General features: G+C 61.0%; 21 protein-coding genes. 9 read left to right on the plus strand and 12 right to left on the minus strand.

All coding sequences use genetic code 11. The features are described 5' to 3' along the window. Window positions 1–172 precede the first annotated feature (172 nt). Together LD28_RS0105710 and LD28_RS0105715 are read right to left on the minus strand one after the other, a co-directional pair. Entirely contained in the window at window positions 173–1,324 is a 1,152-nt protein-coding gene (locus LD28_RS0105710; RefSeq protein ID WP_033136042.1) for an iron-containing alcohol dehydrogenase, read from the minus strand. A gap of 146 nt (window positions 1,325–1,470) precedes the next feature. Continuing rightward, window positions 1,471–1,923, minus strand: coding sequence for a hypothetical protein (locus LD28_RS0105715; protein ID WP_033136043.1), 453 nt, complete (start codon window positions 1,921–1,923; stop codon window positions 1,471–1,473). Window positions 1,924–2,390: 467 nt separating this feature from the next. Here LD28_RS0105715 and LD28_RS0105720 point away from each other — a divergent pair, with 467 nt between their 5' ends. Continuing rightward, window positions 2,391–3,863 carry a C69 family dipeptidase gene (locus tag LD28_RS0105720; protein ID WP_033136044.1) on the plus strand — a complete coding sequence of 491 codons (1,473 nt, stop codon included), beginning with the start codon at window positions 2,391–2,393 and terminating at the stop codon, window positions 3,861–3,863. A gap of 87 nt (window positions 3,864–3,950) precedes the next feature. Here the strand turns inward: LD28_RS0105720 and LD28_RS0105725 are convergent, their stop codons facing one another. The 3 genes from LD28_RS0105725 to LD28_RS0105735 are packed head-to-tail and all read right to left on the minus strand — an operon-like array spanning window position 3,951 to window position 5,552. After that, window positions 3,951–4,697 (minus strand): SDR family oxidoreductase, encoded by a 747-nt coding sequence (locus LD28_RS0105725; RefSeq protein ID WP_033136062.1) that lies wholly within the window; start codon window positions 4,695–4,697, stop codon window positions 3,951–3,953. Between the two features lie 56 nt (window positions 4,698–4,753). Continuing rightward, window positions 4,754–4,999 carry a DUF3624 domain-containing protein gene (locus LD28_RS0105730; protein ID WP_033136045.1) on the minus strand — a complete coding sequence of 82 codons (246 nt, stop codon included), beginning with the start codon at window positions 4,997–4,999 and terminating at the stop codon, window positions 4,754–4,756. Window positions 5,000–5,030: 31 nt separating this feature from the next. After that, window positions 5,031–5,552, minus strand: coding sequence for a GNAT family N-acetyltransferase (locus tag LD28_RS0105735; RefSeq protein WP_033136046.1), 522 nt, complete (start codon window positions 5,550–5,552; stop codon window positions 5,031–5,033). A 186-nt stretch (window positions 5,553–5,738) separates the two neighbouring features. Between LD28_RS0105735 and LD28_RS0105740 the strand changes: the two genes are divergently transcribed. Next, window positions 5,739–7,178: a RimK family protein gene (locus LD28_RS0105740; RefSeq protein ID WP_033136047.1), complete on the plus strand. Its 1,440-nt coding sequence runs from the start codon at window positions 5,739–5,741 to the stop codon at window positions 7,176–7,178. An 83-nt stretch (window positions 7,179–7,261) separates the two neighbouring features. Here LD28_RS0105740 and LD28_RS0105745 read toward each other — a convergent pair whose 3' ends face one another. Together LD28_RS0105745 and LD28_RS0105750 are read right to left on the minus strand one after the other, a co-directional pair. Further along, window positions 7,262–8,875 (minus strand): alpha-amylase family glycosyl hydrolase, encoded by a 1,614-nt coding sequence (locus tag LD28_RS0105745; protein ID WP_033136048.1) that lies wholly within the window; start codon window positions 8,873–8,875, stop codon window positions 7,262–7,264. 109 nt (window positions 8,876–8,984) lie between these two features. Further along, window positions 8,985–10,952 (minus strand): TonB-dependent copper receptor, encoded by a 1,968-nt coding sequence (locus LD28_RS0105750; RefSeq protein ID WP_033136049.1) that lies wholly within the window; start codon window positions 10,950–10,952, stop codon window positions 8,985–8,987. On the opposite strand from LD28_RS0105750, the gene LD28_RS22860 reads away from it, so the two are divergent. Next, window positions 10,941–11,204 carry a hypothetical protein gene (locus LD28_RS22860; RefSeq protein WP_156120120.1) on the plus strand — a complete coding sequence of 88 codons (264 nt, stop codon included), beginning with the start codon at window positions 10,941–10,943 and terminating at the stop codon, window positions 11,202–11,204. The two genes, LD28_RS0105750 and LD28_RS22860, sit on opposite strands and share 12 nt — an antisense overlap. Here the strand turns inward: LD28_RS22860 and LD28_RS0105755 are convergent. Next, window positions 11,197–11,454 carry a DUF2442 domain-containing protein gene (locus LD28_RS0105755; RefSeq protein ID WP_033136050.1) on the minus strand — a complete coding sequence of 86 codons (258 nt, stop codon included), beginning with the start codon at window positions 11,452–11,454 and terminating at the stop codon, window positions 11,197–11,199. The two genes, LD28_RS22860 and LD28_RS0105755, sit on opposite strands and share 8 nt — an antisense overlap. A gap of 258 nt (window positions 11,455–11,712) precedes the next feature. Between LD28_RS0105755 and LD28_RS0105760 the strand changes: the two genes are divergently transcribed. After that, a complete protein-coding gene (locus LD28_RS0105760) occupies window positions 11,713–13,677 on the plus strand; it encodes an LTA synthase family protein (protein WP_033136051.1) in 1,965 nt (654 codons plus the stop codon). Window positions 13,678–13,781: 104 nt separating this feature from the next. Here LD28_RS0105760 and LD28_RS0105765 read toward each other — a convergent pair whose 3' ends face one another. Further along, window positions 13,782–14,252 (minus strand): Lrp/AsnC family transcriptional regulator, encoded by a 471-nt coding sequence (locus LD28_RS0105765; protein WP_033136052.1) that lies wholly within the window; start codon window positions 14,250–14,252, stop codon window positions 13,782–13,784. 144 nt (window positions 14,253–14,396) lie between these two features. Between LD28_RS0105765 and LD28_RS0105770 the strand changes: the two genes are divergently transcribed. Then, complete coding sequence (locus LD28_RS0105770; protein WP_033136053.1) at window positions 14,397–14,915, plus strand: cyclin-dependent kinase inhibitor 3 family protein; 519 nt, start codon at window positions 14,397–14,399, stop codon at window positions 14,913–14,915. Here the strand turns inward: LD28_RS0105770 and metA are convergent, their stop codons facing one another. Further along, window positions 14,916–15,863, minus strand: a complete 948-nt coding sequence (metA, locus tag LD28_RS0105775) for a homoserine O-acetyltransferase MetA (protein WP_033136054.1) — start codon at window positions 15,861–15,863, stop codon at window positions 14,916–14,918. A 144-nt stretch (window positions 15,864–16,007) separates the two neighbouring features. Here metA and LD28_RS0105780 point away from each other — a divergent pair, with 144 nt between their 5' ends. The 4 genes from LD28_RS0105780 to yidA all read left to right on the plus strand — a co-directional run bounded on the left by LD28_RS0105780 (window position 16,008) and on the right by yidA (window position 21,310). Continuing rightward, on the plus strand, window positions 16,008–17,246 hold the full coding sequence (locus LD28_RS0105780) for an HD-GYP domain-containing protein (RefSeq protein WP_033136055.1): 1,239 nt from the start codon (window positions 16,008–16,010) through the stop codon (window positions 17,244–17,246). A 53-nt stretch (window positions 17,247–17,299) separates the two neighbouring features. Continuing rightward, window positions 17,300–18,451, plus strand: coding sequence for a competence/damage-inducible protein A (locus LD28_RS0105785; RefSeq protein ID WP_033136056.1), 1,152 nt, complete (start codon window positions 17,300–17,302; stop codon window positions 18,449–18,451). 267 nt (window positions 18,452–18,718) lie between these two features. Further along, complete coding sequence (locus tag LD28_RS0105790; protein ID WP_033136057.1) at window positions 18,719–20,386, plus strand: DUF342 domain-containing protein; 1,668 nt, start codon at window positions 18,719–18,721, stop codon at window positions 20,384–20,386. Window positions 20,387–20,500: 114 nt separating this feature from the next. Next, complete coding sequence (gene yidA, locus LD28_RS0105795; protein WP_033136058.1) at window positions 20,501–21,310, plus strand: sugar-phosphatase; 810 nt, start codon at window positions 20,501–20,503, stop codon at window positions 21,308–21,310. Between the two features lie 87 nt (window positions 21,311–21,397). Here yidA and LD28_RS0105800 read toward each other — a convergent pair whose 3' ends face one another. Next, complete coding sequence (locus LD28_RS0105800; protein WP_033136059.1) at window positions 21,398–24,481, minus strand: transglycosylase domain-containing protein; 3,084 nt, start codon at window positions 24,479–24,481, stop codon at window positions 21,398–21,400. Between the two features lie 208 nt (window positions 24,482–24,689). Beyond that, the gene (gene tmaR, locus LD28_RS0105805; RefSeq protein WP_033136060.1) at window positions 24,690–25,007 is read right to left on the minus strand and encodes a PTS system regulator TmaR; all 318 of its coding nucleotides are present in this window, start codon (window positions 25,005–25,007) and stop codon (window positions 24,690–24,692) included. Between the last annotated feature and the right edge of the window lie 531 nt (window positions 25,008–25,538).

Genomic DNA, 25,538 nt, shown 5'->3' on the forward strand with positions numbered 1-25,538 from the left:
ATCATGGCCAAACGAGATGTCGTGCTGGCCGCCAGATTGTCTCACCTGCGCAACAAGTCAGCGTTAAAGCCAGGTTTTTTTGCAACAATGTCACTCTACGCGGGTGCCCGCCACTGTGGGGGCCAGATGAAGGAGACTCCCCGATCTCCTCACCCCCTAAACCAAAACCCGTTTACAGTGCCCGGGCGAGAATGCGCGCCACCCGATCCGGGTCGATATCCTGATGTTCCCCGAGCGCGGTACGCCCCACCCGCTTGAGGTTGGAGCAGACCGCCGGAATGCAGCTTTCGCTGAGGCCATAGTCGGCCAGTCGGGTGCCCAGCCCCATCTTCTGGAAGAACTGCTCGGTACGGATGATCGCCTCCTCGATGCGCAGGGCCTTGTCCTCGCGGGTCGAATGCCACACCCGCTCGGCAAACTGGGCCAGCTTGTCCTGCTTCTGGCTCGCCCGCTCACGGAGCAGCGAGGGGAGCACCACCGCCAGACTCTGGCCGTGATCCAGCCCGTAGAGCGCCGTCAGTTGATGGCCAATGGCGTGAGAGGCCCAATCCTGCGGCACCCCGCAACCGATAAGGCCGTTGAGCGCCAGACTGGCGGCCCACATCAGGTTGGCCCGCACCTGATAGTTGGCAGGCTCCGCCAGCGCCTTGGGGCCATTCTCCACCAGCACCTGCAGCAAGCCTTCCGCCAGCCGGTCCTGCACCTCGCCCCCCACCGGGAAGGTGAGGTACTGCTCGGTGATATGGATGAAGGCATCCACCACCCCGTTGCCGGTCTGACGGGCAGGCAGGCTGTAGGTGGTCGCCGGATCGAGCACCGCAAATTTCGGCTGCACCAGCGGGCTTCTGAAGGAGATCTTCACATCCCCCCGGCTCACCACCGAGGTGGGGTTGTTCTCGGATCCGGTGGCAGGCAGGGTCAGCACACAGCCCATCGGCAGCGCCTGGTGCACGCTCGCCTGTTTGCCGCAGATATCCCAGGGATCGCTCCCCTCGTAGCAGGCCGCCGCCGCGACAAACTTGGTGCCATCCACCACCGAACCACCACCGACCGCCAGCAGAAAGTCGATGCGCTCGCGCTTCACCAGCGCCACCGCCTCCATCAACAGCTCGTATCTGGGGTTGGCGCCGATGCCGGAAAACTCCTGCCACGTCACCCCTGCCAGCGCCCGGGTCAGCTGCTCATAAACGCCGTTCTGCTTGATGCTGCCGCCGCCATAAAGCACCAGCAGGCGACTGCCGGGCGGGATCAGATCGGGCAGGCTGGCGATCTGCCCCTCACCAAAACAGATGCGGGTCGGGTTGGCATATTGGAAGTTGTACACGGCAGGATCCTCGACTTGAACAGAGCGGGGACATTGTGCGCCTGCCAGCGGGTGAGGTCAAAACAGCGGGAAACGTAGAGCAAGCCTGCGGTCGGCACGGCGAAATCCGTGCCGACCCGGCAGGAGAGAGGCAACAGGCGGCAGGATCAGGCCGTTTTGGTCTTGTCACTCTTGTCTGATTTGCCGGTCAGACGATCCATCGCCTCTTTGAGCATCGCCTCTCGCTGCTCGTTGAGCGGCTTGCTCTGCTCCGCCCGCTCTTCCGCCGTCAGCTTCTTGTTGTCGGCGATGGTCTTGAGCTTGTCTTCTATTTCGTTGAACTTCTTGCGATCGAAGCCCAGCGCCTTGTCCACCAGTTGCTGCACCACGCCCCCCTTGTCGGAGCTCATATCCAGCGCTGGCGGCAACTTGTTGTTCTTGGCCAGATGTTCGTAGGTCAGCACCTGCTGGGCCTGACTGGTCATGCGCTGGGTGGAGAGGCTGACCATCTCCTCCCAGCCACCGCCCTGGCCGCCGCTACTGGCACTGTTGAGGGTGGCAAGGGCACGGCTGTTGGATGCGCTCTGGGCAAGCTGCTGGCTGTAGGGTTTGATATCCATGGGGGCTCCAATTCGGTGCGCATCTGTGACAATGGGCACTGGCTGATCCGGTCACATGGGGCGTCAGGCCCCACCATTATCAATTAAACCAGCAAGTTACAGGCCAACTTGTCAGACGGTGCGGGAGCCCGCGATCTGGCGGCTCTCACCGCACATCCAACGCAAACGGGCGTCAGAATCATGACTCATCTGCTGCCGCTTCATGCTGTTTTGGCACATTTCGCCGTCCGCTCGCCACGGCGGCAGAGAAAAGTCAGGAACAGCCGTTTGATCACAAAACAAACAGCCACTCAGGAATACACTTTTGACGCACATCACAGCCAGCCGTGTCATGGATGATCTGTTCGCAGAACCAATAACAGGCAGACCAATCTGCCGCGGTAACCTAGCTGCCAGTTTGGAGCTGCGGCCTCCAGCACCTCATCCCCTCGCCTGACTCTCACTCACCGCAACCCTCTGGTACGCCTATGAAAAAACACACTTTGAGCCTCCTCTCCGCCACCCTGCTCGCCCTGCTTGGCACCAGTGCCGACGCTTGCACCGGCCTTATTGTCGGCAAGGGGGCCAGCTCAGACGGCAGCGTGATGATCGCCAGAAACGAGGACTTTGGCGTCAACAACTGGAACAAGTACCTCGCCTTCCGGCCCGCGCAGCAGAACGAGGGCAAACTCTGGAAACTGGGCAACGGGTTGGAAGTGCCGATGCCCAAAGCGTTTTTCGCCTACTCCGCCATCCACGACTGGGATGCCACAGCCAGCGACCCGGCAGGCAAATTTTTTGAGGAGCGTGGCATCAACGAGTACAACGTCGCCATCTCGGCCACCACCAGCGCCGAGGTCAACGACAAGGCCCAAAAAGCCGATCCGCTGATCGAGAAGGGGGTGATTGAAGCCATTATCCCCACCCTGATCCTGCCACAGGCCAAGACCGCAAAAGAGGGCGTGGAACTGCTCGGCCGCTATGTGGAGCAATATGGCGCCGGTGAGGGGAACAGCCTCTATCTGGCCGATGTGAACGAGGCCTGGCTGATGGAGATCGGCTCCGGTCACCACTGGATCGCGGTGCGGGTGCCGGACGACAGCTACGCCATGGTGGCCAACGGCCTGCGCATCCACGGCGTCAACCTCGACAGCGCCGATGTGCTGCACTCCCCCAAGCTGCTGGAGTTCGTGCAGCAGCACAAATTGCTGGATAACGCCGACCCGAAAGATTTCAACTTCGCCAAGGCGTTTGGGGTGATTGCCGACCCCTACAACGTGGATCGGGAGTGGCTCGGCCAGAAAATGCTGACCGCCTCCCACCCGCAATCGACCCGGCAGGCGCAATATCCGCTCTTTATGAAGCCGGATACCCCCATCGCCGTGCCGGACGTGGCCAGGGTGCTGAGCGCCACCTATGAGGGCACGCCGCTGGCGGGCAAGGCGGAGCGGCCAATCCGCGTCGATCGCCAGCTCGAATCCCACGTCATCCAGCTGCGCAAGGAGATGCCCAAAGAGCTGCAGGGATTGATCTGGCAAAGCTACGGCGTGCTGGCCGAATCTGTGATGGTGCCGCTCTACAATACACTGGAGTCCTACCCCCTGCCCTATCGCACCGGCAGCGACAGCTACTCCGATGATTCCGCCTACTGGCAGTTCCGCAGCCTGACCGCGCTGGCCAACACCAACCCGGACAAGTATCTGCCGCTGCTGAGGGGCGTCTGGAGCAAGGAGAGCGCAAAGCTCTACAAGGAGGTCGCCATCCTCGATAACACCCTCAAGCAGACCTACGCCAGCGACAAGAGCACTGCGCTCGGGCTGGCCGCCGATTACTCCTACGGCCAGCTGGAGCAGACCTATCAGATGGCCAAAGATCTGCGCTACAAGCTGATGACGGATCTGACCAAAAGCAGTGAGAAGAAATACTCGGAGGAGGAGTTCAAGAAGATCATGAGCCTGTAACCGGCTCGGTTGATAGAACAGCATGAACAGAGGCACCCCGGGGTGCCTCTGTTCATTTCATCAAGCTGGCTTCATCAAAATCTGCAATCAGCGGCGGCTGATATTGAGCGGGCCGAAGGTCTGGGCCACCGGCATGATCTCGATGCTATTGATGTTGACGTGGGCGGGCTGCTGGCTGATCCAGAGCACGGTATTGGCGATATCGTCCGGCAGGATCGCCTCCACACCCTGATAGACGGAGGCCGCCTTGGCATCGTCACCGTGGAAGCGCACGTTGGAGAACTCGGTGCCACCGCACAGGCCCGGCTCCACGTTGGTGACGCGGATGGCGGTACCCGCCAGATCGGCGCGCAGGTTGAGGCTGAACTGCTTCACGAACGCCTTGGTGGCACCGTAGACGTTGCCGCCCGGATAGGGGTAGGTGCCCGCGATAGAGCCGATATTGATGACGTGACCGCGATTGCGCGCCACCATGCCCGGCAGCAGCAGGCGGGTGAGCAGGGTCAGACCGCTGATGTTGGTGGCGATCATCTGCTCCCAATCTTCCAGATCCGCCTTGTGGGCAGGCTCCAGCCCCAGCGCCAGACCGGCGTTGTTGACCAGCAGAACCACCTCGCTCCACTCGGCTGGCAGAGCAGCGATGGCGGCGCGGGTAGCCGCCTTGTCCTGCACATCGAACACCAGCGGCAGAAACTGCTCGCCCAGCTCGTCAGCCAGCGCGGCCAGCCGCTCGGCGCGGCGACCGGTGCCGATCACCTTGTAGCCCGCCTGCACCAGCTGGCGGCTGATGGCTTCACCAAAACCGGACGAGGCGCCCGTTACCATTGCAATCATCTGAACCTCCATATCTACACCGATATTGTTATTTATCTGTTTGAATCCAATCAGATTCATTCATCGCTCAATTCACGTCCGGTCGCCTTGCGCCAGACAAATACCACCAGATGGAGCAGCAACAGGCCCGAGCCACCCAGCGCAAACAGCAGGCCGGTGAGGGCGTTGACCGAGGTATCGGCGCCGCACCACCACCAGACCAGCCAGCCGATCAGCCCGATGACGAACGTCTGGCCAGCGCAGACCGGGCAGCGCCCCAGCTTGGCCTTGATGGCGGTGGCAAGACAGTTGTCGCAGCTCATCCAGCTCCTCGATTTTGCTCGTGCAACATGATCAGTTGGCCTGCGAAGGCGGCTTGCGCGCCTGAGTGCGGGCCAATCTGCGCCGCTCACACTCCTGGTCGCTCACCAGCGGCAGCACCAGCCGATGGGCGTGCTGATCGCGGCCATAGTAGTCCGCCAGCCGCTGCTGGGGACGAAATCCCAACCCCTGATAGAGCGCCAGCGCCTCTGCGTTGGCGTCCCCCACTTCGAGACGAATCGCCCCCCAGCCAGCGGCCTTGCCCTCGCGGATCACCTGCTCCAGCAGACGGCGGGCCCAGCCCAGACGGCGCACCGTCCAGCGAATGGCCAGCGCCTGAATGACCAGCCGATCCCAGCCTCTGTGCTCCAGCAGGCAGAGATAGCCCATCAGCTGATGCTTCTCATCCAGCAGCAACAGGGTGCGCCCCTTGGCGTGGGCCAGCAGATAGTGCCAGCGGCTGCGGCCAAAGGCGACTTCAGGGGGAAAACAGTAGCGTTCCAGATTAACGATGGCGCCCAGATCATCGGTTTGGGCCACACGGACGGTCAACACGGGGAGTCCTTGTTCGGTTATTTATCTTCAGCACCAAAAATGCGACTTGTATCACAAGTTACCAAAGCGTCATATTAGGCACTGTAACCTCTTGTTTCCCCTCACGCCATTGTCGTGCTTGTCGGTGCATCGAAGCCCACTGGGGATCCTGCCTGTTCAGGCAGTCTGATCTGTGGAGCTGAAAATATGAGTACCTATGTCATCGTCGAAGAGCTGGGCGACTGGCCTTGCCATGCCGATTATCTGCTGACCGCCCGCACCTATCTGCAACATGGCGTGCCGACCACCGGCGGCCGACCCCGCATCATCAACCTCTGCCGCAATCTGGAACACCTGAGCGCAGGCTACTACTGCTCGCTGCTGGCCCAGGCCCGCGGCCATCAATGCCTGCCGGGTCTGCAGGCCATCAGCCGACTGCAACCCCAGCAGCCACCGGCCAAGCTGTGGCGCAAGGCGCAAGGGTGGCTGGCCCAGCAGAGCGAGGACAGGATCCGGGTGCGCGCCATCTTTGGCCAGTGTGAACAGAGCGAGCTGGCGGGGCTGGCCCGCTACTACTACGGTCTGAGCCAACTGCCGCTGCAGGAGCTGACCCTCAAGCGCGGCCGCCACGGCTGGTCGGTGCGCCAGCAGCAGAGTCTGTCGCCGCTGGAGCTGAGCCCGAACGAAAAGGCCCTGATGCTGCATCACGCTCAGGCACTGGTGGGCAGCGGTGACGAGGAGCAGGCGGCGCCGCTTTACCAGCTCGCCATTCTGGTCGACCCCAACGACGGCCGCGCCAGCAGCGATGGGCTGGCACTGGAGCGCTTTATCCGGGCTGCCGCCGCCCAGGGGATCCGGGCCGAGATCCTGCCCCCCTCCGCCATCGAGCGACTGCCGGAGTTCGATACCCTCTGGCTGCGCGCCGAAACCGCGGTCGGCCACTACACCTTTGAGTTTGCCCGCCGCGCCGAGCAGCTCAAGATGCCGGTGATCGACAGCTCCCGCGCCATCCTCGCCTGCAGCAACAAGCTCTATCTCTACGAGCTGATGGTGCGCAGCGGCGTGCCCATGCCGCCCACCATGGTGGTGACCCGTCGCGGCCGCCACCATGTGGACGAGCTGGTGCAGCGGCTCGGCCTGCCGTTGATGGTGAAAGTGCCCGACGGGGCACAGGGGCGGGATCTCGCCATGGCCGGCGACGAGCAGCAGCTGGCCCGGCTGCTGGACGAGGGGCTGGGCCGCTCCGCCCTGCTGCTGGTGCAGAGCCGGATCCCCGCCGAGTTCGACTGGCGCATCGGCTTTCTCGACGGCTCGCCGCTGTTCGCCTGCCGCCGCTACCGGCCCGAACCCGGCAACCGCATTCGCCGCCGCAAGCACCCCCTCGACATGAGCCGCATCGAGGCGCTGCCGCTTAACGAGGTGCCGGAGCGGGTACTGCAGACCGCTCGCCGCGCAGTGCATCAGCTCGGCAATGGCCTCTACGGGCTCGATTTGCGCCAGCAGGGGCGTGACTGCGTGCTGCTGGAGATCGTCGACAACCCCTGGATCCGCGGCGATATCGAAGACAAGGAGGCGCAGGATATCTACGAGCGGCTGGCCCGCGCCTTCCGCCAGCGGCTGGAAAACCGGGGCCAGACCACCGCATAACCCGCCACGACCTTGTCGCCCCCAATAACAGAGAGGGCCCCGCGATGGGGCCCTCTCTCGTATCACAACGTGCTTCCGAAGACTTATTGCAGACGCAGGAAACGCCCGCTCAAGGGGGGAAGCTCCACCGTCACGCTGCTGCCGCCGATGGCCAGACTCTCGCCGCTTTGCAGATCCACCAGCGCACTGCCGCTGCGCAACTTGCCCGCTGGCAGGTTGTAGCTGATCGCAGTGGTGGAGAGGTTGAGCAGATAGACGACTTGCTCCCCCGCCGTCTGCTTGATGTCGCCATAGAGGCTCCCCTCGGCCACCAGCTTGACCCGCTCCCCCTGATAGAGGGCGGGGTGAGCGGCGCGCATCGCCAGCAGCTGGGCGAGCCACTCTTTCAGATCGCTCTGTTCGCTGCCCGGCACAAAGCCGGTGACAGCGGGCACCTTGCCGTCACTGCGAGCCACGTGATCGTCGCACAGCCCCTGCGCTGCGCAGTCGCCGCTGACCTTGGCGGCAAAGCCCGGCACCTCGTCGCCAAACTCCTCGCCGTAGTAGAGGGTGATGGGGCCGGAGCGGGCAGCGAGGAAGCTGAAGGCCGCCTTGTGGCGCTGCCAGTACTCCGCCGGATTGAAGTTGCCGCGCTCCAGCAGATCGCCAAAACGCACCAGATCGTGGTTGCCCAGCATCAGGTTGGGCATGGCGTGATTCGGGTAGTTCTCCACCTTGTTCCAGCTGGCGTCGAGCACGCTGGCCCCCTGCCCGCCCTTGCCGGACTCTTCTACCGCCAGCGCCTGCACGATGCCGTAGCGCAGCGGGAAGTCAAAGGCAGAGGAGAGCGCCGGGTTATCGCTCGATCCATACGCCTCGGCACGGATTTCATCGGCCCCCTTCCACACCTCGCCCACCATGTAGCCGAGGGTACCCCACTGCTGACCGGCCGCCTTGCGCGCCGCGCTGGCCAGATCCACTTCGCGGCGAATGGCGCGCCACTCATCCAGCCCCAGCTGATAGGCCTGATCGAGGCGCCAGCCGTCGATGCCGTACTGCTCGACCCAGTAGCGGACCACCTCCTTGAAGTAGGCGAGACTCTCCGGCTTGCTGTAATCCACCAGCTGACCGGGATAACCGGCACCACCGCCGGTGAGAGCGGGCAGGCGTCCCTCTGGCGAGGGCTTGCTCACCCCCATCTTGTTGACGTGGCCAAACACCCCGTCGAGGAATACATAGAGACCGCGCTGGTGCGCCCCATCCACCAGCTGTTTGAGCTTGGCATTGCTGCCAAAGTTGGGGTCCACGGTGAAAAAATCACAGGCGAAGTAGCCGGTGGCATCGAGCTTGTTGTCACCGCCCTGACCGGCGCAGGAGTCGAACACCGGGGTGAGCCAGATGGCGTTGACGTTGAGGCTCTTGATGTGGTCGAGGCTGTCGATGATCCCCTGCAGATCGCCGTTGTGGCGGGAGGGGCCATAGCCGACGCCGTAGTTGGCGCTGCCGTCACCATCGACAAAGGACTCCACCATCACCTGATAGATGCGCAGGTTGCAGGCGGGTTGATCATCGCCGTAGCAGGCACGACTGGCCGTGCTGACCGGCGGATTAACGACGGGGGGAGTGATCTCCCCGCCAGAACTACCGCTGCCGCCGCAAGCAGCAAGTAACAGGGCGGCCCAGAGCAGGCCGCCATAGCGCAACGTTCCCTGTTTCATTGTTATGTTCCCGCTGTGAGCACAAGTGTCTGAATGCACCTGCTTTTCGCCATGATAGCGAGCGCTCGCAGAGGGGTCTGTGACTGAAAACGTTACCCGCTCATCTTGCTCAGAGCACGCCGTCGGAGGCGAAGCGGTAGTTGACCGAGAGCCAGTACGAGCGACCCGGCTCGGGAATGCGGCCGCTCTGCTCATAGCCCAACCCGGCCTGACTGCTGTGTACCGACTTGGAGAGGTGCTCGTAGTAGAAGGTGTCGAACAGGTTGTCCACCCCGGCCGAGAGCTGCCACCCCTTGGCAAACTGCCAGGCGCCGCTCAGGTTCAGGGTGAAGAAGCCCGGGGTCTCCCCCTGATCCTGACCGGCCACCGTGCCGGAACCGACGTCCACCCGCTCCTGCGCCGCCACGGCGCGGCCCAGCAGGGTGAAGCTCAGCGCCTCATCCGGCTGCCAGCCCAACGCCAGCTTGCCATCAAGGGGCGGCATCTGGGCCAGCGGCTTGTTGTCGCTCCGGTTTTCCCCATAGACCACCGCCAGACCACCATCGAGGCGCCACTGCTCGGCAAACTGCCAGCGCCCCTCCAGCTCGCCGCCCCGGGTCTGGGCATCGATGTTGCGCACCTTGTTCGACTTGCTGTTGTAGAGCAGGTAGTCCTTGATGTCGGCGCTAAAGAGGGAGAGGGTCAGATCCAGCTCGCGGCTGCGCAGGGCCAGCCCGGCATCCCACTGGCGGCTGCGCTCCGGGTTGAGGGTGAACGGGGTGCTGTCCTTGCTGCGCTCCCAGTAGTCCGGCGCACGCTCTGCCTGCCCCCAGGCCAGATAGCTGGACCAGCGGGGCGACCACTGATACTCGTAGCGGCCAAACCCGCTGTTCAAGGTCAGGGTATCGCTGTAGAGGGTCTGTTCACCGGCGCCATAGCGGGTGGTCTCTACCCGATCCTGCCGGTAACCGCCCTTGTAGCTATGGGCCCCCTGCTGACGGCCCAGCTCGGCGAAACCGCCCTGCTGTTCGAAACGCAGGGTGCGCTGGCGATCCTGCGTCGCATAATCGACGCCGCCCCGGCTGCGGTGCTGATCCCGGTTGCTGTCGAACCCGGCTGTCAGCAACCAGTCGGCAGGCAGGGTGATGTCGTTGGCCCAGCGCCCGCCGGTGTTGCGGCGATCCGGGTTGGAGAGCATCTTCATGCCGCTGTTTTGCCGCAGGCTGAAGTTGTCCATGATGTGGTCGATGTAGTTGTCCCACAGGGTCAGCTCGCTGCGCTGCCAATAACGGGTGATCTCCTCCTGCTTGAGCTTCAACCCGAAGGACTCCCGATCAAACATGGGGCCATCCATGGTGCGATCCGCATAGGCGGCGCGGGCATTGCTGCGCTCGGCGGTGAGTTCCAGCCAGGTGTGCTCCCCCGGCGTCCAGCCCAGCTGGGCGGTGCCATTCTCGCGGCGATAGAAAGAGCGCACCTTGTTACCGTGACCATCGCGGTAATCGTCGCTGTCGGAGTGGGTAAACTGGCCGCGCAAATAGCCTTGCGGCGCCCCGGCGGTCATATCCACCATCTGGTCATCGCGGCCAAAGCTGCCGTAGAGGGCCGAGGCATCGGCCTTGAGGCCCGGTGCGGTGAACTCGGGCCTGTCCCGCTCGAACAGCACGGTTCCCGCCAGGGTGGCACCCTGCTCCAGGGATTGCGGCCCCTTGAGCACCCGGATCCGGTCAAAGGATTGGGGGAACACATAGGCCGTGGGCGGGTCCATGCGGCCACCACAGCCACCGGCCAGCATGCCGCCATCCATCTGCACGTTGAGACGGGACATCCCCATCCCCCGCAGCACGGGATCGCCACCCAGTCCCCCCTTGCGCACCATGCTCATGCCGGTGACATTCTTCAGATAACCGGCACCATCGGCCGCCGGCATGGGTGAGCCGGGCTTCTTGGGATCCAGCGTCACCTCCAGGGTGCTGGCGGGACGGGTTGCCACCACCACCATGGGATCCAGCTGTTGAACCTGCTCCTGACCGGCTGCGCCGTGACAGGCGAGACCGCCAACCAGCAGGGCAAGGGGTGTGCGCATATGACAAGCCATACATTTTCCTTATGTATTTGTTTGTTTTGTTTTTTTCATTCAACCAATCAAACCTTTCAGTTGGGGAAAGGTTTGCCATCAGGCCGCAAAAAAGGCCTGCGGCACGAAAGCGGCAAGCCTCTGTCAGGTAAATTGAAGGCAGGTTGGCAAAATGTTGCGCAGGTTTTACCCAAGTTGATTCAGAAAGGCAAACGGGCAAACATTCCAGCAACGGGAATCTGGCGTTTGCTCACAAAAATGGGGACTAGCTGAAGACCTCCCGCTCATCGATGGGGGATATCAGGTGATAGATCTCATGGGCTGACAACGTGCATCCAGCGGGCCACTCCAGCTGGTGGTGACGATTGATGAAGACACGGGCGCAGTGACGCTCGCTCTCCAGAGCGGCAAACAGTGGCTGGGCTCGCCAGGGGGTCAGATCCAGCGCACCTGTGGTACCATCCGATAACACCACGAACAGGCGCCATCCCTGCAAATACTCCACATCGATAAAGACCGGCATCCCTTCGGCTCCGATTGAGATAATTCGCGGCAATTATAAATGGCCATCTCGTCCCCATACGGGCGGCAGCTCACATTTTGCCCAGCAGGTTATGCTGTAGTCAGCAGACGATCAACCTCACACATTTAGATAAGCGATATGTTAATTGCCTCTTTTGGCAAGCTAGAGTGCAACCTTCTCCCCATCTGCCTGTCATAAGGTCACAACAACTATAAAACGTCTGTGGACAGACGTTTACAGTCTCAATCAGGAACAAACATGACAGTTCTAAAACAGCGGCTCGGCCCCTTTTGGCCCTTCGCAGTCTTCTGTGCGCTCGCGCTTTTCTCCCTCTCTTTCAGCCGGCTCGCCCTCGGCCTCTGGCAACTGGAACGGGTCGATGCCGTTGCCGGTTGGCAGGAGATGCTGCTGCAAGGGATCCGGGTCGATTTTGCCAGCCTCTGTTGGGTCTGGGGTGTCCCCGCCATGTTCACCCTGCTGCTGGCGGGCCCCCATGCCATCGGCCGGGGCTGGCTGCAACTGATGCGAGTGTGGCTGACACTGGGACTCTGGCTGATGCTGTTCCTCGAGATCTCCACCCCCTCTTTCATCACCGAGTACGGCGTGCGCCCCAATCGCCTCTATGTGGAGTACCTCATCTATCCGAAGGAGGTGCTCTCCATGCTGTGGGCAGGCCGCAAAGCCGAGCTGCTGCTGGCCGTGGTATTCAGTGGCGCCGTACTGGCCGGTGGCTGGTGGCTGAGCGGCCGTCTGGTGCGTGGCCTCAGCTTCCCGCGCTGGTATCTGCGTCCGGCCTTCGCCCTGCTCATTCTGGCCATCGGTTTTCTCGGCGCGCGCTCCAGTCTTGGCCACCGCGCCCTGAACCCGGCCATGGTCGCCTTTGCCGATGATCCGCTGGTCAATGCCCTGACCGTCAACTCCTCCTACTCCCTCTTCTTTGCCATCAAGCAGATGGGCGATGAAGAGGATGCCAGTCAGTTTTACGGCAAGATGGCAGACGATAAGGTGCTCGCCATCATGCGCAAGGAGAGCGGCCGTCCGGCCAGTGATTTCAACTCTGACCTGCTGCCCAGCCAGACCTTCAATCAGGCCAGCAGTCAGGGCAAACCGAAGAATCTGGTGATCCTGCTGCAGGAGAGCCTGGGCGCCCAGTTTGTCGGCTCCCTCGGCGGCCTGCCGCTCACCCCCAATATCGATGCCCTGTCCCAACAGGGGTGGGCCTTCGAGCAGCTCTACGCCACCGGCACCCGCTCGGTGCGCGGTATAGAGGCGGTATTGACCGGTTTCACGCCGACCCCGGCACAGGCAGTAGTCAAACTCGGCAAGAGCCAGACCAACTTTTTCACCATCGCCGATCTGCTCAAACAGCGAGGTTATGACACCAGCTTTATCTACGGCGGCGAGAGCCACTTTGACAACATGCGCAGCTTCTTCCTCGGCAACGGCTTCACCACCATCGTCGAGCAGAAGGATTTCGACAACCCGGTATTCAAGGGGTCCTGGGGCGCCTCCGACGAGGATCTGATGGCCAAGGCCGACGAGACCTTCAAGGCGCTCCACAAGGAGGGAAAACCCTTCTTCAGCCTGGTGTTCAGCTCCAGCAACCACGATCCATTCGAATTCCCGGACAACCGCATCGAACTCTACGAGCAACCCAAGCAGACCCGCAACAACGCGGCCAAGTATGCGGACTACGCCATCGGCGAGTTCTTCAAGAAGGCGAAACAGTCTGAATATTGGAAGGACACCCTGTTCCTGGTCATTGCCGATCACGACAGCCGGGTCGGTGGCGCCAGTCTGGTGCCCATCCCCCGCTTCCATATTCCGGGGGTCATCGTCGGTGACGGCATAGCGCCGAGAAAGGATCCGCGCATCGTCAGCCAGATCGACATGGCGCCGACCCTGCTCTCCCTGATGGGGATCAGTGCCGACTATCCCATGCTGGGCAAGGATCTGACCCGCATGCCCGCCGACTGGCCGGGGCGCGCCATCATGCAGTACGACAAGAACTTCGCCCTGATGCGCGGCAAGGATGTGGTGATCCTGCAGCCGGAGCGGGCTGCGGAGGGATATGTCTACGATGATGCCAGCGAGAAACTGACCCCGGCAGCGCAACCGGAAGCCATGAAGGAAGAGGCTCTTGGTCTGGTGCTCTGGGGCAGCATGGCCTATCAGAAGGGGCTCTATCAGACGGCAAAGGATGAGCGTACCGTCGCCAACTGAACTGCCCATTCCGGATGAAAGAAAGCACAGGATAGATAGTCGAATAGAAAAAACCGCCGATTGGCGGTTTTTTCTATCTGCTCACCCTCTCGACTCACTGGCCATTATGACTGGGTAAAGCAGGGCAGCGAGCGGCTGAATCTGTGCTCGAATACCAGCGAGGTTTCGAGGTGCACCACCTCCTCGCGGGAGGTGAAGTGGTCAAAGACGAAGTTGCGCAGATGCTCGGTGTCGGAGACACACAGATGCACCAGAAAATCATCCTTGCCGCCCATGTGGAACAGGCTGATCACTTCGGGCAGCGCCAGAATGGCATCGCGGAAGGCGTCGATGATCTGGCGGCTATGGCGGGCCAGCTGCAGGGAGACCATCGCCTGAATGTGGCCGCCGAGGGCCTGATAATCCACTTCGCAGTGCGCGCCCTTGAGCACGCCATCCTGCTGCAGCTTGCGCACCCGCTCCAGACAGGTAGAGGGGGCAACGCCCACCAGCGCGGCCAGATCCTTGTTGGTCATGCCCGCATCCCGAAACAGATGGGCCAGGATATCCAAATCCAGTTGATCCAGGTTTCTCATCATAACTCCTTGAACCGCTCAATTTTTTAGACTCTGCCCGTAAACCGGGCCAAACACAACGGCCATTGACATCAGCCCCTGCCACCCTATGCTTGGCGCCATTCGCCGGGCTCTGCCAACCGGCTACTAACGCGAGGACCCCTCATGCACCCGTTTCACCCCTTCTGGAGCCTCGAGGTTCCCCGTGTCGATGGCCAGTTGCTGCTGACCCCCTGCCCCGGCACCCAGCAGGTGCCGCTGACCCTGGCGCTGGATCAGCTGAGATTTGCCGGTGCCCACGGGGTCATTACCCTGATGACCCGCGCCGAACTGGTCAGGTTCGAGCTGGCACACCTTGGCCAGCAGGTTGAACGCGAAGGGATGCGCTGGTTTCACCTGCCCATTGAGGACGACAAGGCACCCGATGCGGCCTTTGAACAGGCCTGGCAGCTGGTGTTACCACAGCTGATCGACCTGCTGCGCGACGGCAAGCATCTGGTCATTCACTGCAAGGGCGGCAGTGGTCGCACCGGACTGATGGCCGCGACACTGCTGCTCTCCCTCGGCCAGCCTCTCGACGAGGCGATGGCTGCCATCAAGGCCCACAGACCCAAGGCGTTCACCCTGGCCGTGCACCGCCAGTGGCTCGACCAGCTGGCCGAGCGGCTGGATCGCAACGACTGACTACTTGCCCCCCTGGTCGTAGGTAAAGACCTTGCCGATATCCTCCACCCGATAGCTGGTGAGCTGATAGACGTAGTAGTTGAGCCAGTTGGCAAACAGCAGATGGCCGTGGCTGCGCCAGCTGGCCCGTGGCGTGCGGCCCGGATCGTTATTCGGGTAGTAGTTGACCGGAATGGCCGGGTCGAGCCCCGCCGCCAGATCCCGCTGATACTCGCCATCGAGGGTCAGGGCATCGTACTCAGGGTGACCGGTGACAAACACCTGACGACAATCCTTGGTCGCCGCCAGATAGACCCCCGCCTCTTCTGACTCGGCAAAAATCTGCAGGTCGGTATGGGCGCGGATCAGATCGCCATCAAACGCCGCGTAACGGGAGTGAGGCGCGACAAACTCGTCGTCAAAGCCGCGCAGCAGCGGCTCGTGCTCATCGAGACGATGGTGATGATAGACGCCGGAGAGCTTCTCGCCACGGGTCTGCTTCTCCATGCCATACAGGGCTTTCAACGCCGCCTGCACCGCCCAGCAGAGAAAGAGGGTGGAGGTGACATGCTGATGGGACCACTCGATGATCTCGACAATGCGCGGCCAGTAGACCACCTCCTCGAACTCCACCAGCCCGAGCGGCGCCCCGGTGATGATCATGCCGTCGTAGTTGTTGCCACGCACCTGCTCGAAGTCGTGATAGAAGTTCTCGAGGTGTGCCTGCGGCGTATTCTTTGACTCCCTGTCATCGATGCGCAGCAGATCCACATCCACCTGCAGCGGCGAGTTGGAGAGCATCCGCATCAGCTGGATCTCGGTCTCAATCTTCTTTGGCATCAGGTTGAGGATCAACACCCGCAGCGGGCGGATGTTCTGGGTGACGGCCCGGGATTCCGTCATCACGAAGATGTTCTCCTGCCCCAGCACTTCGGCGGCGGGTAACTGATCCGGGATCTTGATCGGCATGCTTACTCCCTGTACTGCATCGGTAAATATGTCTGGACATCCAGAAGCCTATAATAAAGCTCCCGCCCTGTCATCAGATACCTTTTGTATTCACCCCCGCCTTTGACTAGCATACGGCTCAGTGTGTCTCCTGCTTCCAACATAATGACCGGTATCAAGATTTCCGTAGATCGACTGCAAGTCGGCAACTATGTATCCCTGCCACTGGGGTGGCGCGAACACCCGTTCCTGTTTTCCAGCTTCAAGATCAAAAGTGAAGAGGAGATCGAGCTGATCCGCCGTCTCGGCTTGAAACTGGTCACCATCATTCCCGACAAGAGCGACGTCCCGCCCAAACCCCTCAATCAGGTGCAACCCCAACCGCAAGAGACAGCGGACGCCGCCCAGCGGCAGGCCGAGATGCAGCAGGAGAAGGATCACCGCATCGAACAGTTGCAGCTCTATCGCCGCAACCTGCAGCAGTGCGAGAAGCAGTTCCAGCAGTCGCTGGCTCAGGTACGCAGCGTGATGAGCAAGATCCAGTCCCGCCCCCTCAATGCCATCGGCGAGGCGCAGGAGCTGGTCAACGCCATGACCGACCAACTGCTTTCGGTGGACGAGATGGTGCTCCATCTGGTCTCCGACAGCGAGGATGGCAACAACCTCTACTTCCACTCCCTCAACGTGAGCGTGCTCAGCATGCTGCTGGCCAAGGAGTGCTGCATGACGGCCGATGAGATCCGTCAGGTCGGCATGGGGGCGCTGTTCCACGATATCGGCAAGCTGAAGATCCCGAGCCAGATCCTGCGCAAGACCGAGCCCCTCACCAAGCCCGAGCAGAACCTGATGGCCCAGCACCCGCGCTATGGCCTCGACCTGCTCAATCTGGCCAAGGATTTCCCGGCCGAGGCGAAGGGGATCGTGCTCCATCACCACGAATATCTCGATGGCAGCGGGCCGGAAGGGCTCAAAGGTGGCCAGCTCGACCCACTGACCCAGATGGTGTCGCTGATCAACGAATACGATAACCTCTGCCACATGCAGGCCAAGGTGCCCTACTCGGCCCTGAGCGGCCTTTACAAGCAGCGCAAGGCGCAGTTCAATCCGGAGTACCTCAGCATGCTGATCCGGTTGATGGGGATCTATCCCCCCGGCAGCGTAGTGCAACTCTCCAACGGTCAGGTCGGGCTGGTGATGTCGGTCAACGCTTCGCGCCTGCTCTACCCCTCGGTGCTGGTCTACGATCCGCGCATTCCCCGTCAGGAAGCTGCCATCATCGACCTGCAGCAGGCCGAACTGTCGATCGCCAAGGTGATCCACCCCAAACGGCTGCCGCCCGCCGTGTTCGAGTACCTCAATCCGCGTACCCGGATCAGCTACTACTTCGAGCACAACAAGTCCTGATTGTCCTGGCCCGAGGCCAACCGTTGTCACCCGTTTCACCCAAGGAGCCCACCATGCGTATCGAGATCATCAGTACCGGAGACGAAATAGTGACGGGTCTGGTGGTGGATACCAACGCGGCCTGGCTCAGCGCCCTGCTGCTGGAACAGGGGTGGCAGGTACGCCGTCGCCTGACGGTGGGGGACAACCTCGCCGACCTGAAAGCGGTGCTGCAAGAGAGCGCCAGCCGCGCCGAGGTGGTGCTGGTGTGCGGCGGGCTGGGCCCCACAGCCGACGATCTCACCGCTCAGGCCGCCGCCGAGGCCTTCGACCAGCCGCTCACCCTCTTCCCCGACTGGCTCGCCACCATCACGGCCCGCTACGCCAGCCGTGGCCGCCCCATGGCACAAAGCAATGCCAAGCAGGCCTGGTTGCCGCAGGGGTGCGAGATCCTCGACAACCCGGTGGGCACCGCCTGCGGCTTTGTGGTGCGAAGTGGCCAGAGCCAGCTCTTCTTCACCCCGGGCGTACCATTCGAGTTCAAGCAGATGGTGCGCGAGCAGATTCTGCCGCGCCTCAAACAGCTGGCCGGGGCACAGATCGATACCGAGCTGCGCCGCTTTTACACCTTCGGCGTCTCGGAATCGGCCCTCAGCGACCTGCTGGATGCCGCCCCCTGGCCCACCGGCATCGAGCTGGGTTATCGCTCCTCCATGCCCCTTATCGAGCTGAAACTGATCGGCCACGGCGCCAGCGCCGCTGACATGGAGAGCGCCGAGAGCAGATTGCTCAACACGATCCGCCCCTGGCTGGTCGGCAGCGGAGATACGGAACCGGCGCAGCAGATCCTCGCGCTGCTGCAAGGCAGGCCACTGGCTCTACTGGAGGGGGAGAGTGGCGGCGCGCTACTGGCGCTTTGCCACGGCTATCCTCAGCTGGGCGCCCTCTTCGACACGCAACTGGCCGATGAACTGGCACTGTTACCGACAGCCGATGCGGGCCTGCAACTGACCATAGGGCGAGAGGGGGCAGAGGGTGTGCCACTGCAGCTCTGCGTCGATGGCAAACACGTCGGTCAGACGATAAAGGTCAGCCAACCTGACCCGGAGAGCCGCCGCAAGATCCTCGCCTTTGCCGCCCTCGACATGCTGCGCCGCCATCAGCAAGGGTTACCGATACTCGGCGATTACCTGACCCTGACCAGAACCGCACAACGCCACTCATAGCAGCCAGCCTCCCTGTCGATGCCCTAATCCCATTGGCACTCTCTTTATCCAATGGTCCGGCAGCCCATGCCGGACCATTTCCGAACAGCGCTGTCATTTATTGAGCCACCATCACCCATTTGATCTCAATCCATTGACCATTCAGAAGAAATTTCCGGATACTGCCCACTCTCTGGGTCAGCGATTCGCTTTATCCATCATTGAGAGATTAAATGACAGTAGAGGGACGAAACGATCGCCCCTCCCTTCACCCGGCAAGGAGATACGGTGTTAAGCAAAGAGTGGCTGCTGCTATCAAGCGATATGGACCTGGTTTGCCTGCGGATTGCAGCGGGTCTCTCCAAGCCGGTCACTGAACAGGATATTCAGGCCCTGCTGCTCGCCTCCAACTGTCGCCGTTATCAGCCACTGCCAGAGGGGATCAAGCAGGCCATCAGCTTGCTCAATACCCTGCTCACCAACCCTGCCGCTCCCGTGCCAGCCAACCCGGTTCCCATCGCCAAACGGCAAGATGCCAGAGTCACCATAGTGGTGGAAAAAGATCGGATGAGCGCCAGCGCCCAGATCACCGCCGACTGGGGTGGCAAGTACCTCTCCATCGAACAGCTGAAGGAGGCTATCTCCCTCAGCGAAATCAAGCAGGGGGTTACCGAGCCCCTGCTCACCACTGCCATCCAGACAGCCAAGGAGGCCGCCCCCGGCAGCCAGCTCAAGCTGGTGATTGCCCGTGGCCAGCCCGCCGTCAATGGTCAGGACACCCGCTATGAACGACTGGTGGAAACACCGGCCGAGCGGATCCTCAAACCCAGGGAGCTGGATCATGACCGGGTCGACCTGCGGGATCTCGGCTCCATCGTCACCGTCAAGGCGGGCGCCCAGCTGATGCGCCGTCACCCTGCCACCCAGGGAGTGCCCGGCTTTACCGTAACCGGCCAGGATCTGCCCGCCAAGAATGGCAAGGACAGCCCGATGAGTGCAGGGGACGGCACCTTCTTCTCGCCAGACGATCCCGATCTGCTTATTGCCAGCCGGGCAGGCCTGCCCTGTCAGGAGAAGTCGGGTATGAAGGTGGACGAGGTACTCAGCGTCAAACGGGTGGATGCGCGCCATGGTCATATCACCTTTGAAGGGGGCTTGATCGTCAATGACGACGTCAATCCCGGCATGAAGATCCGGGTCAGCGGTGACATTGTCATCGGCGGCTTTATCGAGGGGGGCTGGATCGAGGCGGGGGGTACCATCACGGTACGGCACGGCATCATAGGGCGGCGCAATGAACAGGGGGAGTACCTCTGCCAACTCAATGCCCAGGGGGAGATCCACGCCAGCTACGCCCAGTATGCCCAGCTGGAGGCAGGAGGCGATATCCAGATCCAGAGCCAGCTCAGCCACTGTTACAGCCGCAGTGGACAGGATATCAAGGTGGGTGACGGCGGGATGCGAAAAGGTAACCTGCTGGGTGGCCTCAGCATTGCCAATCGCCTCATCATCTCGCCGGTGCTGGGGGCATCCGCCGGCAATCAGACCCGGCTGCAGATCCTCGGCGGTTACTTCACCCACAAGGAGCAGGAGCATCAGCTCAAACAGCAGCAACAGGCGTGTCAGGAGCAACTGGAGAAGATCAAAGAACTGGTGATGCGGCTGGTACAACTGCCCAGCGACAAGCGCAACCCCGATACCCTGCGCAAACTGAAGCCCATCCGCGAACGTCATCAACTCGAGCTGCGCCAGCTGGAGGATCAACTGGCCGCCAACCATGAAGAGTTGCAAAAACTGATGGCCGAGATGGACATCATCGCAACCCAGCACCTCTTCCCCGGGGTCGAGGTGGAGATGGCCCACCACCACAACCGGGTCGATATCGAACATGGCCCGATCCACTTCTGCATTCGCGAGGATCAACTGCTGATGAACCCTTATGAGGGGCACAAATAGGTCAATCGTCACAGAACCATCGCTGCACCGGCCGTGATCCGGCCGCCGATTTTCGCTACACTCGCCACTTCCTTGGCCCCACCGGGCGGGCCACCCAGACTCAGGTAGTGAGAGATGTACAAGCTGATCGCATTGGATATGGATGGCACCCTGCTCAACCCGCAGGGCCAGATTACTCCCCGCACCCACGCCGCCATCAGCGCCGCGCGCGCCAAAGGGGTAACCGTGGTGCTGGCCTCAGGCCGCCCACTGGAAGGGATGAGCCGCTATCTGGAAGAGCTCGGTCTCACCACAGAGAATGATTACGTCATCTGCTACAACGGCGCTCTGGTGCAACAGGTAGCCGATCAGCGCATTATCCGCAGCCAGCTGCTGACCGGCAGTGACGCCAGCGCCGTCGCCAGACTGGCTGACGAGCTGGAGGTGAACGTCCACGGCTTCTCGGTCACCCGTGGCCTGATCAGCCCGCGCATCAGCACCTACACCGAGCACGAATCTCGCCTTATCGGTATGCCGATCAATCTGATCGACTTCGCTACCCTGCCCGCCGACGAGCAGATCATGAAGGTGATGATGATTGATGAGCCGCCCCAGCTCTCCCGTGCCATCGAGCGGCTGCCCGCGGAGCTCTATGAGCGCTATACCGTGGTACAGAGCGCCCCCTTCTTCCTCGAGTTCATGCACAAGCAGAGCAACAAGGGTACCGGCGTCGCCGCGCTGGCCGAGCACCTTGGTCTGACCCCTGAGCAGGTGATCTGCGTCGGGGATGCCGGCAACGATCGCCACATGATCGAGTACGCAGGCCTCGGGGTTGCGATGGGCAATGCCACCGACGAAATCAAGGCGCTGGCCCAACACACTACGGCGCGCAACGATGAAGATGGCGTGGCCCAGGTGATCGAACAGTTCATTCTGAACGTCTGACATCGGGCGGTAAAATCCCGCCTTACGCCAAGAATGAAACGGGGAGGCTGTTGAGCCTCCCCGTTTGTTATCAACTACCCACCCTCATCACTGGTTCGCCAGGCACTGGGTATGGGAACCCGGCTGCAGATAAGGTATCAGCAGGGGAGCCATCCCCTTGAGCACCTGCACCGGCAGCGCAGAGGTAAAGCGGAACTTGTCAGACTGGCTGCCCGGCACATAAGCCGTCAGCGTACCAAAGTGGTCATCCCCCAGATAGAAGACAAAGGTCGCCGTGCGGTTACGGGCCAGCGAACTGGTCACGTTGCCATAGCGGCCCACCGTCTCGATCCGGTTATCCCCGGTTCCCGTCTTGCCACCCATTTGCAGCACAGTGCCATCCGGCAGGGCAAACGCCCCGGCGATACGTCTGGCGGTCCCCCCTTCCACCACCTTGGAGAGCGCATTGCGCAGCGCTGTCGCGACCTCGGCAGGGAGAACCCTTGTGCCTTCGGTGTGGGTCGGCTCGAACTCGGTCTCGAACGGCGTATCCTTGGCAAACTCAAGATGCTCGATGCGCAACGTCGGCACCCGAATACCGCCGTTCTGGATAATGCCCATCAACTCAGCCAGCGCAGCCGGACGGTCGCCTGAGCTACCCAGCGCGGTCGCCAGCGACGGCACCAGGTGATCGAATGGATAACCCAGTCGTGCCCAACGCTGATGAATGTCGAGGAAGGCCTCGACCTCCAGCATGGTGCGGATCCGGCTATCACGGGCACTGCGATGACGGGTCTTGAACAGCCAGCTGTAGACCTCCTGCCGCTCGTCACGGCTGGCCGCCACCGCATCGGCAAAGGTCGCCTTGTCGAACTCCTTGAGGTAGGCCAGCAGCCACAGCTCCAACGGGTGCACCCGAGCGATGTAGCCCTGATCCGGCAGTGAATACTTGCCCGGGCCATAACTGACATAGAGCTGGTTGATCCGGGTACTGCTCAATTTTTCCCGTGGCAACCGCTCGGCCAGGAAGGCGGCAAAGGTCGCCTCGCTGGCATCGGGCATCAGATAGCGGTGTACTGCAGCCAGACGCACCGCGCTTGGCTTCAGGCCATCGAGGAAGGTATCCAGCTGCTCCTCCGGGGTCTTGCCGCGATATTTACGCCAGAAGCGCAGCAGATAGGTCTGCCCCTCTTTATCGGCAAATTTCGCCAGATACTCCTGACGACGAGGGTCCTTGTCATCCTTGAGCAACTGGGCGCGATTCCCCTCCTTGTAGAGGCTGTAGCGCACGATATCGCGCATCAGCCGCACAAACGGCAGGTTGATGGATTCACGCAGCGCATCACGGATGGGGGGAATACGCCCGTTATCCTCACGGCGGAAGTTGTTGAAGGTGTGCATACCGCCACCGGTAAAGAACCCCTCATTGGGACTGGCGGAGTATTGGCGATCCAGTGCAGCCTCCAGCATCACCGGCAAGCTCTTGTCCTGAGCCGTCATCAGATAGGAGATGGCCCAGCGACTGAGGTTATCCTGAGAAGCCGACGCGAGTTTGCGCAGGCTCTCGGGCGACATGCCCGCGTAGCTGTCATGCAGCTCCGAGACGATCTCCAGATAGGTGGTCAGCACCCGCAACTTGGCGGTAGAGCCGAGCTCCAGCTTGGAGCCTTCGTTGATATCAAAGGGCTGATCGGTGTTGTCGGTCTGCACCCGGACCTTGAACCCTTCCGGCGACTTCTCGAACAGGGTGAAGCTGTAGCGCACATCGCCAGTCTTCTCCGGCGAGAGCAGGCGCTCACCAAACAGCCCTACCTGAGCAGCAAAGGTCGGGTCGGCCAGCTGTTGCAGATAACGGGAGATTTCGTTCTGCAGCGGCATGTTGAGGCTGGTATCGGCCGTCAGATCCATCCGGTCGAGGTCATAGAGCTGCACCCCGAGCTGACGGCTCAGACGGGTACGGGCAACCTGTAACCCCTTGTTGTTGTTCACTCGGGTAATCGCTGGCGATTGCAGGAAATCACGGAAGGAGATCTTGGCCTTGAGCGCAGCTTCCATCAGCGGCGGGGAGATCATACCCTCCTGCACAAACAGGCGCAGGTAGCTGTCAGTGAGATCCGCGAGGGACTCACGGCCCTGAGCCAGATAGTAAGAAGGGCGGCGGTGCGCAATCATCAGCGAGACCACCTGACGCAGGGCAAGCCCCTGCTCGGCCAGCGGCGCATTCTGGTTGCGGGCGGGATCCAGCAGACGGTTCACGTCATCGACGTTGGCACCAAACCAGACCCAGAGGCCATCCCCCAGACCATGTACCTCACCGTATCCCGGCGCAGCCGAGAGCGGCACCGAGTTGAGGTAGGCCCAAGCGACCAGCTTGCGCGCTTCGAGGGTTTCCGGTCCGAGACGATAAGCCCGCACACTGGCAGAAGCCATCTGACGGATCTTCTCGGTCGGTGACAGGGTCAGGCCATCCGGTGAGTGGCGGTACTTCTCCACCTGGGTCGCCAGGGTACTGCCACCGGCAGATTGATCCTGCATATCCAGCGCTTTGCCTACTTGAGAGAGTGCAGCTTTGGCAAAACGGGGCCAGTCGACCGCCGGGTTGGCCAACGGCTCCTCATTGCTCAGCAAGTCGCGGTTTTCGATAAACAGCAGCGACTGGATGACCAACGGCGGAATAGAGGCAAAATCCGGGTAGTGATGAGTCGGATACTTGAATTGATAGAAAGGCTCGGCGCGGCAGTCGTGGAGCGTCAGTCCGGCCTGCACCTTCTCGGTATAGGGCACAAAGAAGCCTCGACTGGCATAGTCGTAGAGTGCATCGGAGAAATGCACCTGCTGGCTGACCTCATAGCCCCGCTGCAGCAGACGATCCTGCATCATCGGCAGTTGCACATAGCCGAGTCGCTTGTCGAACGGACCATCCTCGGGAAAGGCAATCTGCTTGCTCTGACCTTGCTCGACCTGATAGGTGAGCTTGGCGGCATAGCGCGAAATCTCCTGAGATTGCAGCCTGGACGTTTTCATCTCATAGCCAACCAGAGCGATCACCGCCCCCAGGCACAATAAAAAGAGAAAACAGAACAGCCAACGCCACCAGGGACGACGCTTGCGCTTTGGGTTCCCGTCCGTGGTCTGGACAGATGAATCTTGAGATGCCACTTGTGTCAAATCCGTCTGTTCTGATGCGCCCATATCAGCCCCACCATGGTTGCGCAATTTATTGTGTTTCACTCAAGCTTAGTCTTTTCAAGTCAATGGCTTGAAACTATTGACCGCTTTGTATTGATGGTAACAGGGCAATTCTAAAAAGGGGAGCCGATTGTTGCAGGAGTGGCAGAGATCCGAGCTGATAACAAAACACCGGCCAGTGGCCGGTGTCTCTTAACCGAAAGCTGAAAGCTTATTTGTGAGAGCTCATGCCCTTCAGTTTGGTGCTCAGCTCTTTGCGCTCTTTAGAGAGCTCGGCGTTCTTGATGATGTGATCATCCACGCGCTCTTCATAGTCGGTACGCATGTTGGCGATGATCGCCTGCACATCATCAATGCTCATGCCCGGCTTGATGTAATCGCTCAGGTTATCGAGCAGCAGTACGCGCTTCTGGTTGTCACGGATCTTCTTCTCGTTATCCGCAATTTCACGCTTGAGTTTGTTCTGGCGACGGGACATACGCACATATTCCAGTACATCGCTGAAGGTGGACTTGTTTACTTGTTCCATATCGATACCACTGACTTAAGGTTGATAAAAACTGGCCAAGTTACACCTGGAACCCGGCAAACACGGCGCGGGACAGGCAAACTCAAGATGCCCTTACTCTACCGAGTTATAAGCGAGATACAACCCTAATCACGCGCAATGGGCAGAGTTTGGTCAAAACTACACCAATCAAAATGGTGGTTAATCGACCAAAAAAGCCGAGATATAAATACCCACGGACGGGATCGCAAGCTTTCTGACCACATACCGTCAAGGCTAAATTCTCCCCTCTTCCCTCGGTGCTGTCGTCATGAAACGGTAACCCACAAGTACATGCGCGGATCTGCACCGCTGCCACACACAAGCTCGTATTCTTGGCGTATCTTGTCGCAAGTTCTCGCCATTGTTTTAGATGAAGGACGGCGTTTTCCACCACAGAGAGCCAATGTGTGATTTTCAAACAGAAAATAGAGGAGGAAAAGTAGAGAGAACGGTAGAGAAGAGGGAGTGAACGGTCAATATTCAGGTGAATGGCTGATTTTCAGGCAATAA

The organism is Aeromonas finlandensis (assembly GCF_000764645.1).
In the GTDB taxonomy this organism is placed as follows: Bacteria; Pseudomonadota; Gammaproteobacteria; order Enterobacterales; family Aeromonadaceae; genus Aeromonas; species Aeromonas finlandensis.